This window comes from Veillonella parvula, from assembly GCF_032575955.1.
In the GTDB taxonomy this organism is placed as follows: domain Bacteria; phylum Bacillota; class Negativicutes; order Veillonellales; family Veillonellaceae; genus Veillonella; species Veillonella parvula_J.
In genome coordinates, this window is the sequence record NZ_JAWFXN010000003.1 from 1 (window position 1) to 24,764 (window position 24,764).

At 37.6% G+C, this 24,764-nt stretch carries 23 protein-coding genes and 1 tRNA gene; all 24 read right to left on the reverse strand.

The features are described 5' to 3' along the window. Positions 1 to 2 precede the first annotated feature (2 nt). Positions 3 to 78, reverse strand: a tRNA-Asp gene (locus tag E7L28_RS04170). A 50-nt stretch (positions 79 to 128) separates the two neighbouring features. Further along, on the reverse strand, positions 129 to 725 hold the full coding sequence (locus tag E7L28_RS04175; RefSeq protein ID WP_278466642.1) for an MBL fold metallo-hydrolase: 597 nt from the start codon (positions 723 to 725) through the stop codon (positions 129 to 131). A gap of 15 nt (positions 726 to 740) precedes the next feature. Then, entirely contained in the window at positions 741 to 2,228 is a 1,488-nt protein-coding gene (locus E7L28_RS04180; protein ID WP_316691694.1) for a TrkH family potassium uptake protein, read from the reverse strand. A gap of 12 nt (positions 2,229 to 2,240) precedes the next feature. Beyond that, positions 2,241 to 3,581, reverse strand: coding sequence for a Trk system potassium transporter TrkA (trkA, locus tag E7L28_RS04185; RefSeq protein ID WP_008713810.1), 1,341 nt, complete (start codon positions 3,579 to 3,581; stop codon positions 2,241 to 2,243). 5 nt (positions 3,582 to 3,586) lie between these two features. Continuing rightward, complete coding sequence (locus E7L28_RS04190) at positions 3,587 to 4,495, reverse strand: CvfB family protein (protein WP_024061794.1); 909 nt, start codon at positions 4,493 to 4,495, stop codon at positions 3,587 to 3,589. Position 4,496: 1 nt separating this feature from the next. After that, the gene (rsfS, locus tag E7L28_RS04195; RefSeq protein WP_021148083.1) at positions 4,497 to 4,859 is read right to left on the reverse strand and encodes a ribosome silencing factor; all 363 of its coding nucleotides are present in this window, start codon (positions 4,857 to 4,859) and stop codon (positions 4,497 to 4,499) included. A gap of 16 nt (positions 4,860 to 4,875) precedes the next feature. Then, positions 4,876 to 5,997, reverse strand: a complete 1,122-nt coding sequence (locus E7L28_RS04200) for an LCP family protein (protein ID WP_021148082.1) — start codon at positions 5,995 to 5,997, stop codon at positions 4,876 to 4,878. Positions 5,998 to 6,009: 12 nt separating this feature from the next. Then, on the reverse strand, positions 6,010 to 6,579 hold the full coding sequence (gene yqeK, locus E7L28_RS04205) for a bis(5'-nucleosyl)-tetraphosphatase (symmetrical) YqeK (RefSeq protein ID WP_004693186.1): 570 nt from the start codon (positions 6,577 to 6,579) through the stop codon (positions 6,010 to 6,012). Positions 6,580 to 6,582: 3 nt separating this feature from the next. Continuing rightward, positions 6,583 to 7,197, reverse strand: a complete 615-nt coding sequence (nadD, locus tag E7L28_RS04210) for a nicotinate-nucleotide adenylyltransferase (protein WP_004693184.1) — start codon at positions 7,195 to 7,197, stop codon at positions 6,583 to 6,585. A 139-nt stretch (positions 7,198 to 7,336) separates the two neighbouring features. Beyond that, positions 7,337 to 8,596 (reverse strand): glutamate-5-semialdehyde dehydrogenase, encoded by a 1,260-nt coding sequence (locus tag E7L28_RS04215; RefSeq protein WP_287507883.1) that lies wholly within the window; start codon positions 8,594 to 8,596, stop codon positions 7,337 to 7,339. A 9-nt stretch (positions 8,597 to 8,605) separates the two neighbouring features. After that, positions 8,606 to 9,727 (reverse strand): glutamate 5-kinase, encoded by a 1,122-nt coding sequence (gene proB, locus E7L28_RS04220; protein WP_004693178.1) that lies wholly within the window; start codon positions 9,725 to 9,727, stop codon positions 8,606 to 8,608. A 72-nt stretch (positions 9,728 to 9,799) separates the two neighbouring features. Beyond that, on the reverse strand, positions 9,800 to 10,084 hold the full coding sequence (yhbY, locus tag E7L28_RS04225; RefSeq protein ID WP_004693176.1) for a ribosome assembly RNA-binding protein YhbY: 285 nt from the start codon (positions 10,082 to 10,084) through the stop codon (positions 9,800 to 9,802). Between the two features lie 8 nt (positions 10,085 to 10,092). Beyond that, entirely contained in the window at positions 10,093 to 11,364 is a 1,272-nt protein-coding gene (gene obgE / locus E7L28_RS04230) for a GTPase ObgE (protein ID WP_316691696.1), read from the reverse strand. Positions 11,365 to 11,381: 17 nt separating this feature from the next. Next, positions 11,382 to 12,521: a S41 family peptidase gene (locus E7L28_RS04235; RefSeq protein ID WP_316691697.1), complete on the reverse strand. Its 1,140-nt coding sequence runs from the start codon at positions 12,519 to 12,521 to the stop codon at positions 11,382 to 11,384. 1 nt (position 12,522) lies between these two features. Further along, positions 12,523 to 13,704, reverse strand: coding sequence for a murein hydrolase activator EnvC family protein (locus E7L28_RS04240; protein ID WP_012864280.1), 1,182 nt, complete (start codon positions 13,702 to 13,704; stop codon positions 12,523 to 12,525). Positions 13,705 to 13,709: 5 nt separating this feature from the next. Then, positions 13,710 to 14,597: a permease-like cell division protein FtsX gene (gene ftsX, locus E7L28_RS04245; RefSeq protein ID WP_012864279.1), complete on the reverse strand. Its 888-nt coding sequence runs from the start codon at positions 14,595 to 14,597 to the stop codon at positions 13,710 to 13,712. After that, positions 14,587 to 15,273: a cell division ATP-binding protein FtsE gene (gene ftsE / locus E7L28_RS04250; RefSeq protein WP_004693165.1), complete on the reverse strand. Its 687-nt coding sequence runs from the start codon at positions 15,271 to 15,273 to the stop codon at positions 14,587 to 14,589. The genes ftsX and ftsE overlap by 11 nt, the downstream gene beginning before the upstream one ends. A gap of 14 nt (positions 15,274 to 15,287) precedes the next feature. Beyond that, positions 15,288 to 16,220: a transketolase family protein gene (locus E7L28_RS04255; protein ID WP_316691698.1), complete on the reverse strand. Its 933-nt coding sequence runs from the start codon at positions 16,218 to 16,220 to the stop codon at positions 15,288 to 15,290. After that, a complete protein-coding gene (locus E7L28_RS04260) occupies positions 16,220 to 17,056 on the reverse strand; it encodes a transketolase (RefSeq protein ID WP_316691699.1) in 837 nt (278 codons plus the stop codon). The genes E7L28_RS04255 and E7L28_RS04260 overlap by 1 nt, the downstream gene beginning before the upstream one ends. A 33-nt stretch (positions 17,057 to 17,089) precedes the next feature. Beyond that, entirely contained in the window at positions 17,090 to 18,190 is a 1,101-nt protein-coding gene (gene csaB / locus E7L28_RS04265; RefSeq protein ID WP_004693157.1) for a polysaccharide pyruvyl transferase CsaB, read from the reverse strand. After that, complete coding sequence (locus tag E7L28_RS04270; protein ID WP_021148074.1) at positions 18,183 to 20,225, reverse strand: DUF5693 family protein; 2,043 nt, start codon at positions 20,223 to 20,225, stop codon at positions 18,183 to 18,185. Before E7L28_RS04270 ends, csaB begins: the two co-directional genes overlap by 8 nt. A gap of 12 nt (positions 20,226 to 20,237) precedes the next feature. Beyond that, positions 20,238 to 20,933: an LmeA family phospholipid-binding protein gene (locus tag E7L28_RS04275; RefSeq protein ID WP_004697145.1), complete on the reverse strand. Its 696-nt coding sequence runs from the start codon at positions 20,931 to 20,933 to the stop codon at positions 20,238 to 20,240. 8 nt (positions 20,934 to 20,941) lie between these two features. After that, a protein-coding gene (gene prfB, locus E7L28_RS04280) for a peptide chain release factor 2 (protein WP_206669385.1) occupies positions 20,942 to 22,049 on the reverse strand; the annotation gives its coding sequence in 2 pieces (ribosomal slippage) (positions 20,942 to 21,991 and positions 21,993 to 22,049; 1,107 coding nt in all). 120 nt (positions 22,050 to 22,169) lie between these two features. After that, on the reverse strand, positions 22,170 to 24,605 hold the full coding sequence (gene secA, locus E7L28_RS04285) for a preprotein translocase subunit SecA (protein ID WP_316711456.1): 2,436 nt from the start codon (positions 24,603 to 24,605) through the stop codon (positions 22,170 to 22,172). Positions 24,606 to 24,764: the final 159 nt, after the last annotated feature.

Sequence of the window (24,764 nt, forward strand, 5' to 3'; positions counted from 1 at the left end):
AATGGCGACCCCGATCAGATTTGAACTGACGATCTTCGCCGTGACAGGGCGACATGTTAACCGCTACACCACGGGGCCGTAACCAAAGTACTTGCTTAGTATATCGGTTATCAGGACTTTTGTCAACACTATACTACAATATTTTTAATAAATTCTTCCTCATGTTTTAATATAGTAGATTCCCTATGTCCAGGCTCGACAATCAAATCCTTGGACAAGGTTAAAAGATATTTCAAACTCTTAATCAAATCAGCTGGATTACTGTTATAATTATCTGTATTTCCCACATTTTGTTTAAATAAAGTATCACCAGTAAATAGATGGCCTTCAATTTCTAAACAAACCGATCCAGCACTATGCCCAGGTGTATGATGAACTATTATATTAAAAGGATCTAACTGTAATTGCCCTTCTACTAAATCATTACAATGTGTATACATTTTTTTCTTATATACACTTGGTCTCCGTCGAATTAACTGTAACAATTCTTGATCTAAAGGATGTAAATAAGCGGGAATATTATAATGTGTACACACTTCATCCAAGGCTGACACATGATCACAATGACCATGTGTCAATAAAACTGCTATGGGTTGAGAATCTGCAACCATATCAATAATGTGGTTACAATGAAAACCCGGATCAATGATTATAGATTTTCCCTCTTTGATAAGCACATAACAATTTGCTTTATAAAGCCCTAGAGGACGTTTTATAACTTCCATATAGTTCCCGCCCTCCTATAGAATACGATATCGTTTAGGAACCTCTTTTTTAATAAAATACCCTTCCCAAAACTGAGGGTGAAGCATAACTAAAATCGTAAATAACTCCAAACGACCTAGTAACATGTCTACAATAGCAATACATTTAGCAGTATCCGGCATAACATTAAAGGAATCAGTAGGACCAAAGCCACCAAACCCTAGTCCTATATTGCTAAGAAAGGCCGTAACCACTTGCATAGAATCATATGTATTAAGACCAGTACAAGTCATTAGAAAAACAGATACCACATAAATCATTAAATATAAAAATAAAAATTGATGTGTCATCTGGATCCATTTAGTAGGCATCGGTTTGCCATTAATACGTACTACTTGAACCATATCAGGATGAATTGATTTTCGCAGATAAATTATAGAACTCTTAATCAAAATAATAAGTCGTATAATTTTTACACCGCCCGTTGTAGAACCACTACAACCACCAAAAAATGTACAAATAAATAACATCATCTGTGCTGCAGCAGGCCACAAATCATAATCACTAATAGCAAAACCACTACCAGTTTGAAGCGAAACTAAATTAAAGGCAGCATTTCTAACAATCTCTAAAGGACTAGAATAGCTAGATTGTAATGCTAGAGATATTGATACAATGGCAATACCAATAAACACTACAAGCCAGTACATACGTGTTTCAAAATCATTAATTAAAACGCGAATTCCTTTTTGAAGTGCATTGTAATACACAGAGAAATTGCCACCAGCAAGAAACATAAAGAATATAAATACGAAACAAATATAATTACTTTGTTCATAAATAAAAGCCCCTGCTGATGTCGGTGCAAATCCACCTGTGGCAATAATAGAAAAGGCATAGTTTAACGCATCAAAAGGTTCAATGCCGCCAGCCCACAGCATAAGAAAGCAAAGAGCAGTAAAGGTAATATACAACTGCCAAAGCTTGGTGGCCATTGATTGAATACGTGGCATTACAACGCCAGGCTTTGGTACAGATGCCTCTGCATTAAAGAAATGTGCTGCATCTGCTCCTAAATTCTTTAAAAATGATAAGATAAGGACGATGATCCCCATCCCTCCAACCCAGTGCATAAGACCACGCCACAATACAAATGTGTTTGGTAACGCATCAACACTATAAATAATAGTTGCACCAGTTGCAGTAATACCCGAAGTGGCTTCAAATAAAGCATCAAAAACATTAGTCAATATGCCACTCCCCAAAAAAGGTAAAGCCCCCAAAATAACCGTGAATATCCAAGTAGAGGATACAACTAAGAACCCATCACGAATACTAAAGCTTTGACTTTCACAACCGTAATAAGATAAAAGCGTCCCCAAAACTAAAGAAAGGCTTGTAGTTATAAGGAATGACCAATATGCAGTTTCAAATACAACACTGTATATAAAAGGGATTAAAGTAAAAACCCCAAATATATAGAGTAGTCGACCCACTAAGGACATAACGATTTGAATTCGCATAGCCCCTCCTTACTAAGTAAGATATTTAAGCAATTTGCTTACCGATTCAGGTAATGTAAAGAGAACGATATGATCACCATCTAAAATTTGAGTATTACCACGAGGTACGATAGCTTCATTTTCCCGTAAAATTACACCTACTAAGGCCTTCCCAGGTAAACGTATATCTTTCAATTGTTTACCTGCCACAGGCGATTCATTGGTAATTTCAATTTCGATAGATTCGGCTTTACCACCTTCAAAGGTGGAAATAGATACAACCCCTTCTCCACTTCGTACAAAGCGCAAAATTTGACTTGCTGTTAATAAACGTGGAGAAAATACAACGTCAATACCTACTTGCTCCATCAGCATAATATATTCTGGCCGTCCCACACGAACAACGGTTTTTGGGATGCCCATATGCTTACCTACGAGTGCTACTAGTAAATTAAGTTTATCGTCATCAGTTAGAGCAATAATTACATCACTATCAGCAATTTCCTCAGCTTCAAGCAAATCAAAATCAGTGCCATCTCCATTGATAACCATAGCTTTATCCACTTGATTTGCCAGGTTCTCACAACGGTCAAAGTCTTTTTCAATAACCTTCACAGAAAAACCAGCTTTTTCTAGTAATACAGTTAAGTTCCGACCTAAGAGACCTGCCCCAATAATGACAGCCCGTTTATAGAATGTATTATAATTATGGAACCAAAGGTTCTCCACTTCAGAAACGGACTCTTTCAAACCTAGGAAAAATACACTATCATCAGCCTGTAATCGACTTTCACCATGAGGAATAATCATTTCACCATAGCGTAAAATACCAACTAACAGAACACCTTCAGGAAAGCGAATCTCTTTTAATGGCTGTCCTAATAGAGGAAATTCATTATTCAATTTGAATTCCATAAGGCGCACAGCACCCTGTCCGAACTCCTCAACATCTATAGCTGATGGTGTTTCTAAAATTCGTAATAACTCTTGAGCTGTAACCATTTCAGGATTGATGAAGAGATCAACACCTAATTGAGCTCGTATCTCCTCATCCATATGTTCCGCCACACTATTATCGCGAACGCGTGCAATAGTCGTAGGAACACCTTTTATTTTTGCTACCGAACAGGATAGCATATTAACCTCATCTGAATCAGTAACAGCAATAAACATACCAACATCAGACATATCGATTTCATTCAATAATTGAACATCACTGCCATTCCCTAGAACTAGACTAACATCTAACGTATTTTCAAGATTATGAATGCGTTCTGGAGAACGGTCGATGACATATACATCATGATCATCTTGAATAAGTCGTTGTGCTAATGAATAACCAACCTTACCAGCACCTACAATGACTATTTTCATTGACTTTATTCCTCATCTTGGGACTCATTATTAGCAGGCGGTGTCCACTGCCGACCTATGTCGGTAAGTAATGTCCACCCCTCCTCTTGAACAATCTTTTTCTCTTTCATTAAATGCCCCAAAGCACGTTTGAAGGCAGATTTGCTAATGTTAAATTTATCTTTAATCAACATAGCAGAAGATTCATCACTATAAGGCATCTTACCCCCACGATTTAACAGGTACCCCATGATAATATCTCCATCTGAAACAAGAGCCTTTTCCTTTGTAGGACGCATAGAGACATTAACGCGACCATCATCACGTTTGAAAGTAATACGGCCTTCAATCATTTCCCCTACTTTTAACTTTCTCGTCATTTCGGAACGATGCAAAAAGGCAATCCAACGCTCAGGGGTAATAAAAAAAGCCCCCTCACTAGTTAAATTATAGATTGCCCCCTTTACAAGTTGTCCTACCATAGCTTCTGTTGCAGCTTTAGAAGCACGACGCATTTCATCATCTACATCCATGGATACCGCCAAACGACCGGATTTATCAGTATATAGACGAACCCATACTTTTTCACCTACCTGAGGTCTACCACGCATCTCCGCATGAGGCATAAAGATACCACGTTCTGTACCTACCTCAACAAAACAACCAAAATTTGTAGTATTGATAACCTCAACATAACCAATTTGGCCAACCTTCATGGCTGGTAGACGCATAGAGGCAGTTAAACGACCTTTTGGATCTCGATATAAAAAAACCTCGACTTCATCTCCGATAGCCACAGGAGCAATTTGTTGATCTTTATGAAGCAATATATCATCATTAGTATTGCCAGTTTGACCATCTAAAAAAGCACCTTGATCACTAGTACGCAACACTTTTAATGTGGCAATTGTATTTTCCAACAATTCTGTAGCCATATTATACTCCTTCAAATGGAACTCGACCAGCATCATTCCACAATTCTTCTAGACTGTAGAATTCACGCAATTCATCACCACCAAAGACATGACAAATTATATCGCCAAAATCCAATAAGATCCATTCACCTTCACGATAACCTTCTCTATGCTGTACTGTTATACCTAATTCGGCTGCTTTATCTTCCATTTCATCAGCAATACTTTGAGATTGCTTACTATTATTTGCACTAACAATTAAGAAATAGTCGCCTAACATAGAAATTCCTTCTAAATCAAGAATCTCAATATCTCTCCCCTTTTTATCAAATGCAGCTTGTGCAAGCTCTAATACGATTTGTTTAATATCTTCTTTCTTTTTCATTATTTAGCCTCTTATCTTATCGCTTACTACCGCTCTCCTCACCAGGTTCTGTTGGCTTTGTAATAGTGCCACCATTATGTTCTGATTCAGGTGCAACCTTCGACGTACTATTAGTTGGTGCAGATATAAATTGTGTCATTTCATTAGCTGGCAAATTACCCATTGTTATCCCTACTAAACGTTGAGCTTCCGTAGGGTTTACCTTCCAATAAGTCGTTTCACCTATAAGCTCTTTTTCTCCAGGAAGAATATAGAAATGAATTTCTTCCTTATTAATTTTGCTCGCATTGTATACCAACTTAATAGCATCTAAAGTAGAAATATTACTATCATAATGATCCCAAATACGCCAAATATGCCATGCATTTGTTAAGAAAAATGCATTATGTTCTTGTTCCACCCACAATTTTAGGAATCTTTCTTGTCGTTGCACACGAGTAAAGGTATCGTGTTTAGGATCTGAATATCGTAAATACGCTAAGGCATTATTACTATCTAAAGTTTGGTAACCACGTCGCAAATCAATATCTATATTGCCTTCTGCATCAATATGTTCCATCGGTTGTTCTACATAAATTTGCTGATTTCCTAACACATCATTAGTTTTCTTGAAGGCAGTTTGATTAACTACTACATAGTACGGGATTGAAATATGGAACATATCCTCAATTACAGCTTTAGTAAGTTCAATGCCTCCTTTTTCATAAATACTATTTAACATAGTCGCATCGGTTTGATCACGATTATCGATTTTACTATTACTTGGAATGCCGATAACGTCCATCGTTTTTTGATCAAGGTTTACAGATAATAGGAATAGACTATCACCTTGACTAGGATTATTGTCATCAGTGCCGATAACCAAAATATATAAAGGTTTATCTAAGCCTTTTTGCTCTACTGATACAGTATTTGCGTCCTGTTTATTTCCACTATCTGTCACGGCTTCAGTAGCTTCAGTAGTTCCTACAATTGCTCTATATGCATAAGATACACCACTATATATGCCATACCCTATCCCACCGAGCAAAGTGAAAACTACAACAATAGCCAAAATAACTCTAGGCCACTTCACAGATGGCTTTTGTTGACGTCTTTTTCTACGTCGGCGAGCTCTTGCACGTTCACGTTCGTCCATATAAAAACTCCATTATTTACAAGATTTTAATACATCATTACGACCAAGAATGGTCAAAGGATAAATTGAAAGATGTTGCTCAATAAGGTGGTTAATAGTATTGTCAAAACCAAGCAATACAGCCTTATTTAGATCTTTTTTAGCCACATTTCGAAGTTCATCAACACCTGGAAAATCACGATTGGGTTCAATATAATCTGCTAAGAATATAACTTTATCTAATTTAGACATTCCCACCTTACCAGTTGTATGAACACGAATAGCTTCTAAAATCTCTGAATCGGTTATAGAGAACTCAAGTTTAGCTCGAATCATACCTGCTAATCCATGTAAAAGATTACCATTGGCTAATAATTCTTCATCAGCTTTGTAATTATTCTCCTTCACCAAATCTTGCATCTCTTTCAAAGGCATTTCTTTAGCACAATCATGTAGCAATGCCGCTAATCGTGCTTTTTCTACATCAACATTATAAAGTTTAGCCAACTGAGTTGCGGATTCAACAACACCTAGAGTATGCTTAAAACGTTTTTTCCCCATCCATTGGCTTACCCTATGTTGTATTTCATCAAACGATAACATCATTTATTCCTTCCCATATATATGGTTTTCTTCTATATAATCCACTACACATTTAGGCAACATATAACGAACGGTCTTTCCAGACCGTAAGCGCTCTCGTAAATACGTAGCAGACAATTTCATTTCAGGCACTTCCATAACATGTATTTTTTCACGTGCTTTAGATCCTAACTCATCCAAAGTAGAATCAATAGCACTTGATCCATCTGGCCTAGTAGCTCCAATAAAATGAACCTCATCTATAAGTTCATCTATAAATTTCCAAGTCGGTAATGCACGAATAGTATCAGTCCCTGCAATAAAGTAAAATTCAACAGTAGGACCATATAGTTTTTTAAAATATTGAATCGTATCAACGGTATACGAAGGGCCTTCTCGGCGCATCTCTACATCAGAAATTTCAAAATTTGGATTATCCGAAACTGCGGCCGCCGTCATAGCATAGCGATGATGACTATCAATCACATCATGTTGCTTATGTGGTGGAATACGAGCAGGTACAAAGATAACCTTTTCTAAATTAAAGCTTTCACAAGCCACCTCTGCAATCATTAGATGACCTAAATGAATGGGATTAAATGTTCCACCAATTATACCTATACGACGTTTATCTACCATAATGTGGCCACTCCCTTAATGACAATGACACAAATAATGATGAATATGAGCAATGCTTTTATATAGGATATCCATTCATATCGTCCCTTTGGTGTTTGAATGTATCTATAGTATGCCCTTAAAAAATAATATAATTTCTTCACGTCCGTACTTGGCCTTCTCCAAATACAAAATATTTATAAGATGTTAGAGCCTGTAACCCCATAGGACCTCGAGCATGGAGTTTTTGTGTACTAATGCCAATCTCAGCACCAAAGCCAAACTCAAAGCCATCTGTAAAACGTGTAGATGCATTATGATACACAGTAGAGCAATCTACTAAATTCATAAACACATTAGCACGCATAGGTTCATCTGTGATAATAGCCTCAGAGTGATGTGTAGTATACCGATTCACATGATCAATAGCTTCTTCAAGATTTTCAACGATACGCACATTTAAGTCCATATCATTGTATTCTGTGCTGAAAGACTCTTCTGTTAGAGGAATTGTATTCTCCATATATTGAGCTACAGCCTCATCACCATGAATACGAACACCATATTCTAGTAGTGCTATATTAAGGCGTGGTAAAAACTCTCTAGCCACAGCTTGATGAACTAGTAAGGTTTCCATAGAGTTACATACAGATGGACGTTGGACTTTAGCATTGACTGCAATTTCTAAAGCCATCTCTAAATCAGCAAATTCATCAACAAAGGTATGACATACACCGCTGCCAGTTTCAATAACAGGGATACTACTATCTTCTACAACACGACGAATAAGTCCAGCACCCCCACGTGGAATGATTACATCAATATATTCCCGTTGTTGTAAAAGTACTCCAACCAGATCTCGATCAAGCACCTCAACGAGTTGAATAGAGTCACCATTAATACCTAACGACTCTAAGGTATTCCGCATGATAGACACGATGATTTGATTCGTGTGAAATGCCTCCTTACCACCTCGTAAAATTGTAGCATTTGCTGTCTTTAAACAAAGAACACCTGCATCTATGGTTACATTAGGACGGGCTTCAAAGATAATACCAATTACACCAAAAGGTACGGATCGCTTTTCAATAATCAAACCATTAGGACGAGTGATTGTTTCTATAATGGAACCTACAGGACTTTCAAGAGCAGCCACTTGACGCACCCCTTCTGCCATTAAAGCAATGCGACTAGGTGTCAAAGTCAATCGATCTATCATAGTTCGAGGTAAATTATAGTCAACAGATTTTTCTAGGTCTAACTCATTAGCCGCCATAATTTCATCTGTTTGTGCTTCTACAGCATCAGCAATTGCTAACAATGCAGAATCTAAAGTTTCTTGGTCGAGTTGGGCTAATTCAAAAGATGCCGTTTTAGCTCTCTGGCCCATATCTTTACAAATTTTTTCATACTGGTTCATAGGATTTCCTCAGTGTAATAAAACTAGATTATTACGATGTACAGCCTCATCATAGGTCGTATTAATACCCAGAATCTCGGCTATATCATTTGTATTGTGACCTTTAATCGCCTTCATATCATCAATACTATAATTAATAAGTCCACGACCAATTTCCTTATGATCATGATAAATGGAAATTGTATCACCAGGTCCAAAAGTCCCCTCTACTTCAATAATACCAGCGGGCAGAATGCTAGCACCCTTATCTAAAACAGCGCGAGCACACCCGTCATCAATCGTAATGGAGCCTTTTAATCGTTTACCAAAAGCTAACCAATGATGTTTACCAGATAAACTTGCATCATGGGCTTCAAAGAGTGTCCCAATTTGTTCACCCTTACATACACGACGAACAGAATCCTCTACTTCACCTGAGGTAATAACCATTGGTACACCAGAATTTGTTGCCATATGAGCAGCTTTAATTTTTGTATACATACCACCCGTTCCCATATTAGAACCAGCACCACCTGCAATAGCATAGGTTTCATCGTTAATTTCAGAAACAGTTTCTATCAAAGTAGCATCTGGATTAGTGGCTGGGTTAGCTGTATATAAGCCTTCAATATCTGACAAAATGATAAGTAAATCTGCATCTACAATACCTGCAACAGTAGCAGATAATGTATCGTTATCACCGATTTTAAATTCTTCGATAGCAACCACGTCATTTTCATTAATAATAGGAATAACGTTAAGTTGCAATAAAGTATGTAATGTATTACGCAAGTTAAGATAACTATGTCGTCCAGTACTATCCTCTTTCGTTAAAAGAATTTGCCCTACGGTTCGACCATATTCTCGAAACATGCGCTCGTACATATGAATGAGAATACCTTGACCTACTGCAGCAGCTGCTTGTTTTAATACGAGATCTCTAGGCTTTTCTTTAAAGCCTAAAGGGGCAAGACCTGCACCAGTAGCACCAGAGGAAACAAGAATAATCTCTTTACCTTGGTTAGCCAAATCTGATAATTGGCGCACTAATCTTTCAATACGCTCCAAATTTAAATGTCCGTTAGTGTAACAAAGCGTACTGCTACCAACTTTGACTACAATTCGTTTTGCATTAACGATAGCGCTGCGCATAGACTAACCTCCTAAGGTTGAAATTCTTAACTACGATGTATACAAATTTTTATGATTTACTAGATTATAAAATTATTTTGGCAAAATGATTTTAGGTTCTTTTTTAGCTTTATATAAAACACCATTAAAGCCAATCACTTGAACTAATTCAGCGCCAAGCATATCTGCTAAGTCTTGAAAAATTGTCTTATCTTCAGGACTATTATTATGTAATTTAACCTTAATAAGTTCACGTGCTGTAATCGCTGCACGAGCACTATCTATAACACTATCCTCTAAACCATTTTTACCAATTTGGACAACTGGTGGTATTGTAGCCGCCAATGAACGTAAATACCGTTTTTGTTTTCCTGTCATTATTACTCCTACTCTTGGAAAGTAAAGCGCTGATCGCCGATTACAACTTCATCACCGTCTTTACAGCCTTTTTCCTTCAATTTTGCATCAAGCTCCATAAAGCGCCAAATGCGTTGGAATCTACGAAGAGATTGATCATCGTCAAGATTTGTCATAGCTACTAATCGTTCAATACGTTTACCAGTAATGTAGAAAGCAGCATCATCACCGCGAGTAATGACAAATTCTACATCTTGTTTTGCTTCGTATACAACTGTATCATCATTTGCTTCAGGCTCTGGTTCGTAGTTTTCTACATAGTAGTAAGCTCGTTCCATAAGCTCCGACAAACCTTCACCACTTAAGGCGTTAATGAGAAATACTTCATAGCCTTTGTCTTCAAAATATTTTTTTGTTTCGGGAATCGTCGTGTCATCAAAGACCATATCGATCTTATTGAGAGCTACAATTTGTTTCTTATTAGCCAATTTTTCAGAGTATTTACGTAACTCTTCATTAATCGCATCAAAGTCGACCTTAGGGTCTCGGCCTTCCATACCAGATACATCTAAAACATGAATTAAAATATTCGTACGTTCAACATGACGTAGAAAATTGTGACCTAAACCTACACCTTCACTAGCCCCTTCAATAAGGCCCGGAATATCGGCCAAAACAAAGCTACGATCTCCAGAAATTGTAACTACCCCGAGTACTGGTGTTAGTGTAGTAAAGTGATATGCTGCCACCTCTGGTTGAGCTTTAGATACTTTTCGCAAAATACTAGATTTACCAACAGATGGATAACCTAATAAACCTACATCAGCTAATACTTTAAGCTCTAATTGTAACCAGAATTCTTCACCAGGTTCACCCTTTTCTGCAAAGGTTGGTGCACGGTTAGCACTAGTTTGGAATCGAGCATTGCCACGGCCGCCACGACCACCTTTGGCAATAACAAAGGTATCGCCATCGTTAACAAGGTCGCAAAAGATTTTTCCTGTTTCCTCATCTTTAATTACTGTACCCAATGGAACTGGAATGATAAGAGAATCAGAACCTCGACCGTGCTTATTAGAGCTTTCACCATTACCGCCAGCTGGTGCCTTAAACTGACGTTTATATCTAAAGTCTACAAGCGTATTAATATTCTTGTCAGCTTTAAAAACAACATCCGCACCTTTACCACCATCACCACCACTAGGGCCGCCATTTGGCACGTATTTTTCTCGACGGAAGCTGGACATACCATCCCCACCGTCACCAGCTTTAACAAAGACACGCGCTCTATCTATAAACATAATTTAACTCCTATGCATTATTGCTGTAATAGCTCTAATGCCTTTTTAATTTGAATATCATCTAATGTACTAGATGGATGTACACCTTTTGGTAAATCGATTTCTACATCAGGTTTAATACCTGTTCCATCAATAACACGATCACTTGGCGTGTGGTACTTAGCAATAGTTACTTTAATTCCTTCATCATCTAAACTAGGGAAAATAGTTTGAACGGTACCTTTACCATATGTATTAGTACCTACGATAGTGCCTAATTTACGATCTTGAACAGCGCCTGCTATGATTTCTGATGCACTAGCAGAGCCCTTATTAACTAAAACAACCAATGGCATAGCTACATCAGGTCCATCTGACTTATAAGTATCCTTTTTACCTGATCGATTTTGTACTGTTACGAGTGTACCTGGAGGCATAATATATTTAGATATCTTTTCAGTAGTAGATAATAAACCGCCTGGATTATCTCGTAAGTCCAAGACAAGGGCCTTCATACCTTGAGATTGAAGCTCTTTATATTGAGTGGCAAAGTCTTCTGCGGTATTTTCTGCAAACTGACTAATACGAATATACCCAACTGTGCTAGTTAGCATTTTACTTTTAACAGTAGGCAAAACAATGGATTCACGAGTGATATCAAAATGCAACTTTTCACCATTACGCTCAATATCAAGAGTTACAGTAGTACCTGCTTCGCCACGAATACGAGAAGATGCTTCCTCTACCGGAATTTCAGTAGTGGCTTGTCCATCGATAGCAATAATGTGGTCTCCAGGTTTAATTCCAGCTTTGAAAGCTGGTTGGTCTTCCATAACGCTAACAGCATATAGACCTTTATCATCAGTACCAAGGACCATACCGACACCAGCATATGTTGCAGATGTTTGCATTTTCATGGACTTATATTCTTCTGCATTTAAATAAACACTATGCGGTTCTCCCAAAGAGTCAATTAACCCCTTTAGCATACCATCATAAAGGGTACTTTTAGCCATAGGTGTCATAAAAACTTGACTCGCAGTATAATAGGCTATAAATAATCTTGGCAGACCCCAGAATGAACCGGAAAGGTACCAAAATGTAAGCCACATAATAACGATGCCAGAGCCTATATATTTCAATAGACTCCATAACACCGTACGTGTATCAAATTTCATATTATAAATATCCCATAGGATCCACAGGATCCCCACTTATACGAACTTCAAAATGTACATGTGGCCCTGTACTATTGCCTGTGCTACCAGCATAGGCAATAACTTGACCCTTACCCACATCTTGCCCTTCAGAGACAGCAAGTTCAGAATTATGTCCATAAAGAGTAGACATGCCATTACCATGATCGATAACTACGGCATAACCATAGCCACCCATCCAACCCGACCAAGCAACAGTACCACCATCTGCAGCATGAACAGGTGTACCTTCATCAACACCAATATCAATGCCAGAATGATAAATTGTAGTGCCCCAAATCGGATGTGTACGATAGCCATATGGAGAGGTAATTTCACCACTTACAGGCCACCCAAGTTGACCAGACCCTTGTACCCAAGAGTAAGTTGGTGAAGATTGTTGAGCCGCTGCCGCAGCACGAGCAGCGGCACGCTCTGCTTGACGTGCTTTCAATAACGCTGTAATCTGTGCAGAAGATGCATTTAATTCTTCTACTGCTTGCATTGCTGTAGCACGATCATTTTGAGCCTTTTGAAGAACTACCTCACGTTCTTTCTTTTTTTGCTCTATTTCAGCTCGTTTTGCCGCAGCTGCTTTTTCAATCTCAACTAGTTTTGCACGAGACTGTTCTAGTGCTTGCTTTCGAGCCGCTATTTCAGCGCGCTCTTTTTTGATTTCCTCAATTAATTTAATATCAGAATCAATAATTCGTTTTAAAATTTCTAAACGATTAGCAAAGTCTGTAAAATCTTTAGATCCAATAACTACATCTAAATAACTTAAACGACCGTTAATATAAATATCACGTACACGCTTATAAAATACGGCTTCTCGCCCTTCTAGTCGCTTTTGTGCTTCAGCAAGTAATTTTTCATTCACTGTAATATCATTTTCAACAGATATACGTTGTTGTTGAATAGAATCCAATTGTTGCTGAGCCTGACGTAATTGTTCTTCGATTTGACGTAACTGTTCGGATACACTGACTATTACAGTTTCAGCATCTGCCTTTTTAGCATTTTGTTGATTAACTTGTTGTTGAATTGAATCAAGTTGATTTGTTAAATCTTCGTCCTCTGCAACGATGTATAATGGTGTTCCCAATACCACTATACCAGTCAAAATTGCCGCTACGAAGCGAGATTTAAATATACTATTATTCATAAACATTACACCTTCATGTATTGTTTCAAAGAAATAGTACTACCAATAGCACCTACTACTATGCCGCCACCTAAGATATAAAGGGCTACATCATAGAAGAATGGGAACATTGGTACTAAAGGGAAGAATGCTAATGATTCAGAAACTTCCAGTGTGATGAAGTGATAAAATTCACCAACGCAAAGAACGGCAATGATAGCACCAATTAAGCCTAACAACATGCCTTCAATCAAAAATGGCCAACGAATAAATCCATTAGTAGCACCTACATATTTCATGATTGCAATTTCTTTACGACGTGCGAATACAGTCAACCGAATTGTATTTGAAATGATGAATAGTGTTGCAGCTGCTAGGAAAGCAATCAATACAATCCCACCAATACGAATTACTTGCGTAATGCGGAAAAGCTCTTCTACAATATCTTGACCATAATGTGTACTTTCTACGCCTTGGAATGTCGTAGCTAATTTTGCAGTTGCTTTTACATCGCTAGGATTATCAAAGGTTAACACATACGAGTTAGGCAACGGATTTACATCACCTAAAGCATTCACCAATTGTTGCTGATCACCAAGGCGTTCTTTGAACTCCTTCATAGCTTGCTCTTTATTAACAAATTCTAAATGCTTTAAGTTAGGTATAGCCTTAATTTGCTTTCCTACTGCCATAATTTGATCAGTTGTTAAACCATCCTTTAAGTAAATACTTAACTGTACTTGATTTTCTAGACTGGATGCCATGTTATTCAAATTAATGACACCACAAAGGAATACACCGAGCATAAATAAGGATAAAGCCACTGTAGAAATGGACGCTAATGTCATAAGTCCATTACGTTTCATAGACTTCAGTGCTTCTTTAAAATAGTATTTTATCGTTCTAGGCTTCATTAATTTCTGCACCTCTCATATTATCACTTTGAACACGGCCGTCTTTTAAACGAATAACGCGTTTATTCAAGTATGAAACAAGATCCATATTATGGGTAACCATAATAACGGTAGTGCCGAAATTGTTAATATGCTTAAACAATTCAACAATATCCTTACTAGTATCAGGATCAAGGTTACCAGTAGGTTCATCAGCAATTAATACTGTTGGGCGATTAACAATTGCACGCGCAATAGCAACACGTTGTTGTTCCCCGCCAGAAAGATCCTCTGGTAAGTCATTAGCCTTCTCAGATAAACCAACAAGGTCTAATACATGACTCACCTTTTCTTTAATGATTTTTGGTTTTTCTTCAATAACTTCAAGAGCAAAAGCAATATTCTCTGCTACCGTTTTATTAGGCAATAATCGGAAGTCTTGGAATACAACGCCAAGCTTTCTCCGCAATTTAGGAATTTTACTGCGCTTCATACGCGTAACATCAAAGTCATCAACAATGACAGTACCAGCATCTGGCACTACCTCATGCGTTAATAACTTAAATAATGTTGATTTCCCTGCACCACTGTGACCACAAACGAGAACAAATTCACCATCGTTAATGGTTAAACACACATCGTCTAATGCAACAGAACCATTATCATAGACTTTACTAACATTCTTAAATTCAATCATGGGATCCCCTTTGATTATTTACGAGCGATTACACGTTTTACGGCTGCTACAATATCATTGGCAGTTAAGCCATACTTTGCCATTAGTTCTTTTGGTGTTCCACTCTCCCCAAATGTATCTTGGACACCAACGAATTCCATAGGTACAGGCTTATTAGATACTACTACTTCAGATACAGCAGAACCGAGGCCACCAATAATATTATGTTCTTCAGCTGTAACGATAGCACCAGTTTCCGCAGCGGCTTTTATAATTGCTTCAGCATCAATAGGTTTAATAGATGCCATATTAATAACACGTGCAGATATATTAGATTCAGATAAAGTTTTAGATGCCTCTACAGCAGGTCCAACTAATGCACCACAAGCAATAATTGTAGCATCAGAACCATCTACCAAAATAGTAGATTTACCTGGCACAAATGAGTAGCCTTCTGTTGTTACATCATCTACACCAGCACGCCCCAAACGAACGTATACTGGGCCGTTATAAGATGCAGCCCATTCGATAACAGCCACTGTTTCACGCTCATCAGCAGGTACCACTACAGTCATATTTGGCAATGTACGCATACAGGAAATATCCTCTAAACTTTGGTGCGTTGCACCATCCTCACCAACAGTAATGCCCGCATGTGTAGCACATACTTTCACGTTTAATTTAGGATAGCATACAGCATTGCGAATTTGTTCAAATGCACGTCCTGTAGCAAACATGGAGAAAGATGAAACAAATGGTATCTTACCTGCCGCTGCAAGTCCAGCACCAACAGAAATCAAGTTTTGCTCTGCAATACCTACGTTAAAGAAACGTTCTGGGCACACAGCTTTAAATGTGTCTGTTTTAGTAGATTTGGATAAATCCGCATCTAGTACGATAATATTAGTATTCTCTTTACCAATGCGAGCTAGCGCATTACCATATGCTTCACGTGTTGCTTTACCCATTATTGCACCCCCATAATTTCATTAATAAAGGCTACACCTTGCTCTTCACTTGGTGCTTTACCATGCCAGCCTGCTTGACCTTCCATCTCTTCAACGCCTTTACCCTTTACAGTATGCATGATAATACATGTTGGGCCTTCTGTAAAAGCTTTCGCAGTTTCAATAGCATTATGAAGCTCATCAAGGTCATGACCATTAACTTCAATAACATTCCAATTGAAAGCTTTGAACTTTTCTGGAATTGGTAATGGAGAAAGAACTTTAGTAATATCACCATCAATTTGAAGACCGTTAAAATCGACAAAAGCTGTCAAATTATTCAGTTTATAAAAACCAGCAAACATTGCAGCTTCCCACACTTGACCTTCTTCAAGCTCACCATCACCAAGAATAGAGTATACACGGTAATCTGCATTATCAATTTTGCCTGCCAATGCCATACCACAAGCTGCAGAAATGCCTTGTCCTAAAGAACCTGTAGACATATCTACACCTGGTGTGTGTTTCATATCAGGATGGCCTTGTAACATATGATTAATTTTACGTAAGTTCAAGAGTTCTTCTTTAGGGAAATAACCTTTTTCAGCCAATGTAGCGTATAGTGCAGGCGCTGCATGACCTTTAGAAAGGACAAAACGATCTCTATTAGGAGCTTTTGGATTTGCTGGATCTACATTCATCTCAACATAGTACAACAAGGCCATCACATCGGCGATGGATAATGAACCACCTGGGTGACCGGATTTCGCTGCCGTTACAGACTGTACAATACCAACGCGAATAGCTTTTGCCTTCTCTTGAACTAATTGTTTAACATCTTGTGTTAATGTAGCCATAGAGACCTCACTTTCTGGATAAAATCCAATATATTAATAATCTTTAAGTAATGAAATAGCAATTTCTGCATTGCGTTGGGAATCTACACGCAATGATTCAATGCGATCATAAGATGCTTGATACTCCTCACGAGAATTCAACAATTTATGACACCATTGATATAAGGCTTCTTCACGCAAATGAGTCATTGTGCCAATAGGCTCTTGACCAATCATATGTAAAAAGCTTGTAATTTTAGGATCATAGGAAATACCAATAACTGGTTTTCCCATTAAAGAACTAAAAACTAAAGCGTGAAGACGTATACCAATCATGAGGTCCACATTTCCAGATAATGACACTTGTTGCTCTGTAGAGAACGGACCTTCTAGCACAATAGCGCCATTCGGCATATAGCTGGCAATGATCTTAGCCTCTTTTGTATCCTCAGGATGTGACATAGGAATAAAGATAATTTCCACATTATCTTGTTCTTGTAATCTGCTCAATACATTAGCTAAGGATTCTCTATACTCTGTATCCTCTTTCCAACTACGAACCGCCACACCAATTCGTTTACGTTGTTCATCTGCTTCAGATATTTTAGATATATACCCTTTCAGAATATGAGAGCCAATTGAAAGATCTGCTGGTTGCATGGCCAATACCGCATCTGCAGTAACTTCTACATCTTCAATTCCCAAAGAAACTAGTTCATCCTTTGAAATAGAATCTCTAACTGTAATAGTATCTACAAAACGCAATACAAATCCAACGGCACGACGTGTTGATGAACGATTTAAAGGACCAATACCTTGGGAGTATAGCATTACTTTTTTCCCAAGCAACTTTGCTAACGCCATAATACTTAAGTAATAGTAAGTATTGCGAATACTAGTAGCATCTTGTAATAAACTACCACCACCACTAATAACAAGATCCGAATGAGCAATTGCTTTTAAGATACCCAATGCAGAAAATGTACCTACAGCATTAATATTATGCTTTTTACTAGTCTCTTTAGGATTACCAGAAATTACAGTAATATGTGCATCAGCCTCTTCTTTACGAATAGCATCGATAATAGCACAAAGCATGGCCTCATCACCAGCATTACCAAAGCCATAATAACCAGAGATAACAATATTACTCATGGTCAACCTCCCTAGCTTGGAACCATTGTGTTACGTACATCATAAACCGTACTGCGATGATAAGAAGCACTCCAAAAAGGGCGCCAATTAACAAACCATCATAACCACGCATGATGGACATGAACACTGGCGTTCTAAGATGACAGAAGGTTTCAACCATCGAAGCAATGCCAATAACACCAGCTAGAGTTAACAAGAAATGAATTACTGTAGGCCACTTACGCATGAACGCAAAGGTAGCTAGCATTAAAGCAGGATGACCAATAATGAACTCTTTTTCACGCGGTCTCGCATACATTGTATTTTCAAGAAAACGACGTAGCATAAGTTCAAAGCCTGGTACAGGAACACCTGCAGTGTGTCCACTACGGCCAACAAATACCCATACTGCACCACCAAGTGCTGCTATTATAAAGAATACATATAATTTAACATCCATAGTTAAGAATTCCACTACAAATGTTTTCGCTTCTTCTTTGGAATTAATCATGCGGCCGTTCCACAATGGGAATCGTTGAAGGTACGCAATAATAACTAAAATAATTGGCAGAACAAAGGTCAACTTAACACCTCTAAAGAGAGCAAACTCCATAAAGAATTTCGTATTGCCCAATAAAGATGCGATATACATTCCGCCAATAGCAGCAAATAATGCAGCAATTACAAGATATAATAAGGCAAGAATAGTAGACTTAATGGCACCTAATGGACGTGCACCATCATAACGGCGCCACTCTTCCATCAAGCGTATCATAGCACCTACAGGAGCCATAATAGCACTAGATAGAGCCCATATTTGAGTAATTAAGGTACCACTTGTAAGAATAAATACAACAATGGATGCCAAAGAAATTCCAAAAAAGGCCACAAGTTGCGTATGCTTAGACATTGGTAACATCATTTGTAGAACATATACAAAAAGTGCTATAGCCCCGATCATTGTAATAACTACTAATAATGGATTTGGTGTATAAGCAGGATAAATATCCGCTGGACCAAATTCATAACCTTTTACAGCCAATTTCTCTGTAGCTATGTTAATATAGTTGATTGTAGTCTGTAATACAGTTTCATTATTTATACCTGTTTCATACATCGGAAACAAGTTAAAACGAATATTTCGCTCTATATCACTAATGTAAAAGCGTTGTGCCGCTTCTTCAGGGGTAATTTTCTTTAACTCCTCTTTAGCGATAGTATACACACGACCTACACTATAATTATTTTTGGCCGCCATTTCCAAGAAACCTTGTTGTGGCTCATACTGCAACTGATTTACAGCTTCGATACCAACTAGTGGAATATGGTTTTTATTTAGTAATGCTAATGTTTCATCCGTTAAATTAGGTGCACCTAGAGCTTCTTTACCAGCAAAAATCATCCCTGTTACATGAGGAATGCCTTCAAGTCGTTTAAATACATATTGAATATCTTCAGATGTTACGTTTCTATAGTTTGTTGGACGAACGATAACATTGAAACCACGATCTACAACCTCTTGTGCTTGCAACTTTGAAATACCAAGATTCATCTTTGCATAGCTATCTGCTGTTGCACCATACAATTCAAGAACAGGACCAATACTTGTATTAAGCTCTTTCACCTTGTCCTTGCCAATACGGTGGTATAAATCCTCTCGAATTTCTTTATAATAACCTTCTTTACCTGAAATTAATGCCACATAAGTCGCCCCAGGTTTAATCGCAGCGCCATTAACACGAACAGAGTCCATCTCTTCAGAGCTTAATACTTTAACTTGGCCCGCATCTTTTGCTTTTTCTAACGTGCGATCATAAATAGCAAAAGCAGTCACACCAGCATTATGTAATGCATCAAAAGCTTCTTGTTGACTACGCTTTTCAAAGGCGCTGGCTCGTAAAACTGCATCATAGTCTACAATATTTTCAATATGATTTTGAGATTTCTCAATCTGATGGCGTTCAAATACTAAGTATAAGGAAGATAAAAGACCTATAATAATACAAAGTATAAGAATCCATGAGTACTTACTTTTTTGTGCGTTCCGATGATTCACGACAAATCCTTTCTAGTTGAGTACAGGTTTAACTTTAATGAGAATTTCACCATTATCAACAGTTAAACTTTCCGCTTTTACAGGAATTGGAAAATTGTTAAAGTCATAAATTTGAGTACTTTCTAACACATTAGATGTCATACCAGGAATTGTAGCACCATTTATGGTGAACTTTTTAGGTGAAAACAATAATGTATTGCCCTTTAACTCTAAATTCCCATCTAATTTAACATCCCCTTTAAACACCATGCCTACATTCATTTTACCGGTTAGGCTGATATTATCTTTACTAATGTCAACTTGTACGTCTTGAATATCACTACCTGCTTCATTACTTAAGAAAGTCCCTAAATCAGCTTTATTAATAGTCCCATCAATACTAGCATTCCCAACACTAACGATATCAATTTGTTGACTAGCTAATAAAGAAATTGGATTAACAAAAATTTGTTTAGCATCAAATCGGAAGCTAGCAAAATTCAATTTACCCAGTTTAATATTCTCCAAAGTGCCATAAACACGATCCACCTCACCATATAAAATTTTGAAAGCAGGTTGAGCCTCAACATTTACTGTTTGAGCCGTTGGTTTCAATGTTTCATTTAATTGACTTTCAATACGAGAGCCAATAAAAGATGGTAATAAAAATTGGGATGCCACTACAAGAGCAATAATTAGCACTAATAGGAATAGTAAAAACTTTTTCATAGTATCTCCTAAATTGTTAAGTTAGCCTCTTTTTTTAAGAAACCTTCGATAAATGGGTCTAAGTTGCCATCCATAACAGCTTGAACATTACCAGTTTCTACACTAGTACGATGATCCTTAACAAGATTATATGGATGGAATACATAGGAACGAATTTGACTCCCCCACTCAATTGCTTGGTAGGTACCTCCAATCTGTTCTTTAAGTTCAGCTTGCTTTTCGAGCTCTAACTCAAATAGTTTCGCCCGTAACAAACGTAAAGCTTGTTCTCTATTCTGCATTTGAGAACGTTGTGTTTGGCATTGTACTACAATACCTGTTGGCTTATGGGTCATACGAACAGCAGAATCGGTTTTATTAATATGCTGACCACCAGCGCCACTAGCACGATATGTATCAACTTGAACGTCTTTCATATCGATATTAATTTCTACAGTATCATCGATTTCAGGCATTACATCGACAGCAGCAAATGATGTATGACGTCGAGCCGCGGCATCAAATGGTGAAATACGAACGAGACGATGCACACCTTTCTCAGACTTCAAGTAACCAAAGGCATTTTCACCTTTAACAAGGAATGTAGCAGATTTTATCCCTGCTTCATCACCAGGTTGTTCATCCATTAACTCGATGGAGAAGCCAGATTTTTCAGCCCAGCGCAAGTACATGCGAATTAACATAGAACACCAATCTTGTGCCTCCGTCCCACCAGCACCAGCATGAAATGTTAAAATAGCATTATTTGCATCATATTCACCACTTAACAATAAAAGTACTTCTTGCTTTTCCAAGGTTTCTTCTATTTGCTTAACATATTCCTTGATTTCACTCTCCATGGAGAGGTCATCTTCATCTATAGCCATTTCAAGCATCATATTAGCATCTTCAATATCACTAACAAGTTGCTTATAGCTTTCTACAGCATTTTTTAGTTGTGTGGCCTCTTGAGAAATCTCACGAGCTTTATCTGGATTATCCCAAAATGTAGGATCACTCATCTGTACATCAAGTGTAAATATTCGGTCTTCCTTCTGAGCGATGTTAAAGTGAATCCCTCATCCCATAAATACGTTCTTCTAGATTAGAAATAATCGGTTTTAAATCTTCTAACAATTTATGTTCACCACCTTTAGTTAATTAGCCTATTACATCAATAAACTATTACCTTAACAAAATAGAAAAATGGCCGTTGCCCAGTGGAAATCCCTTTGAGCAACGTGCCATTCACAAATCTTAATCTATGTTTTGTGGCTCCAACACATCTTCATGATGGGATTGTGCACCTTCTAAGTGATCAACTGGTTCTTCGATTTCTTGAATCAATTGTGCACGAATTTTATATAATGCCATGATTGTCTCATCTTGAATAGCTACAATCATGTTTTGGAACATATCGAAAGCTTCAAACTTATATTCTACCAACGGATTCTTTTGACCATATGCACGGAGGCCAATACCTTCTCGTAGCATATCCATATTATCCAAATGTTCCATCCATTTATTATCAACAACGCGCAACATAATCGCCTTTTCAAGTTGACTAAACATAGCCTCTCCAAGCATATCAACGCGATCTTGATACTCTTCATGAGCAATTTCTAATAAGCGTTCTAATAAGTCTTGACGACTATATTCTTCCATATCTTGAGAAGACATAATCTCCTCTGTTAAGAAATATTGACTTAAATGTTTATAGAGACCTTCATAATCCCATTCTTCTGGATAGAGCTTTTCATCAGCATAAGCATCTACAGATTCGGTAACAAGCTTGTCAATCATTTCATTAATTGTTTCACGCAAGGATTCGTTACGTAAAATACGACGTCGTTGTTCGTATAATACTTCACGTTGTTGATTCATAACATCATCATACTCGAGTACATATTTACGAATGTTATAGTTATGATCCTCTACTTTCTTTTGAGCACGTTCAATAGATTTAGTAATCAAAGAATGCTCGATAGGTTCATCCTCTTCCATACCAAGTTTATCCATGATACCTGTAATATTGTCAGCACCAAAGATACGCATTAAGTCATCTTCTAATGATAAAAAGAATTGAGAAGAACCAGGATCCCCTTGACGACCAGCACGGCCGCGTAATTGATTATCGATACGTCGGCTTTCATGGCGTTCTGTCCCCAAAATTGCTAAACCACCTAGTTCTGGCACACCTTCTCCAAGAGTAATATCTGTACCGCGACCAGCCATATTAGTAGCGATTGTTACCATTCCCATTTGGCCAGCAGCTGCAACGATTTCTGCTTCTTGTTCATGATGTTTAGCATTCAATACTTTATGAGGTACACCTGCACGCAACAACATGTGTGAAAGTTCTTCAGACTGTGTAATAGATGTAGTACCAATCAGAATAGGTTGCCCTATTTGGTGCCGTTCTACTGCATTTCGTACTACAGCACGATATTTAGCAGCTTTAGTTTTGAAAATTTGATCAGGCAAATCCATCCGGATTAAAGGCTTATTTGGTGGAATTGGTATAACCTCTAATCCATAAATATCGATAAATTCTTTTTCCTCTGTTTTAGCAGTACCTGTCATACCTGATAATTTATCATACATACGGAAATAGTTCTGGAATGTAACAGATGCTAAGGTTTGGCTTTCGCGTTCAACTTTCAAACCTTCTTTAGCCTCAATAGCCTGATGTAAACCATCAGAGTAACGGCGTCCAAACATCAAACGGCCCGTAAATTCATCGACGATAACAACTTCACCATCTTTAACTACATAGTCTGTATCACGATGCATCATAGCATAGGCACGCAAAGAAGCACCAAGCAAATGATTCAACTCGATATTTTCTGCATCATATAGGTTTTCAACACCAAGCATTTTTTCAACCTTTGCGATGCCAGAATCTGTAGGGGCAATAGTTTTTTGTTTTTCATCGATAACATAGTCTTCATCTTTTATAAGGTGAGGAACAATTTTAGCCAATTTATAATAATTATCAGTGGAACGTTGACCAGGGCCTGAGATAATTAATGGTGTTCTTGCTTCATCAATAAGAATGGAGTCTACTTCATCCACAATGGCATAATTCAATGGTCGTTGTACCATTTGAACAACATCGGTTACCATGTTATCCCGTAAATAGTCAAAACCAAACTCATTATTTGTACCATATGTAATATCACACGCATAGGCTTCTTTACGTTGATTAAAGTCAAGATTAGCCACAATAAGGCCCGTGGAAAGTCCTAAGAAATTATATAAACGTCCCATTTGCTCGCTATCACGAGTCGCCAAATAATCATTTACTGTTACAACGTGTACACCCTTACCGGTCAATGCATTCAAATATACGGGCAATGTAGCTACTAATGTTTTACCTTCACCAGTACGCATCTCCGCGATATTACCATTATGCAGGCAAATGCCCCCCATTAACTGTACATCGAAATGACGCATGCCTAAAACGCGTTTAGATGCTTCACGAACTACAGCAAATGCTTCTGGCAATAGGTCGTCTAACGTTTCCCCTTTTTGCAAACGACGTTTAAACTCATCAGTTTTTGCCACTAAGTTAGCATCACTTAATTTAATATAATTAGGTTCAATTTCATTAATATGATCTGCAATAGCACGCATTTTTTTAATTTCTTTTGCGTTATTATTGCCTAATAGCCTTTGTAAAAAGCTTAACAAACAAATCACTCCTCTACGGGACATCTTACATTATTTTATCTAACTTATTATAACGAAAAAGCCTTGAATAGTCAAAGAATTCAAGGCATTTCAAGATTATTTATAATATTATTTTGGCAAAAAAGGTGGATGACTATTTTAAGTCATCCACCTTAATAT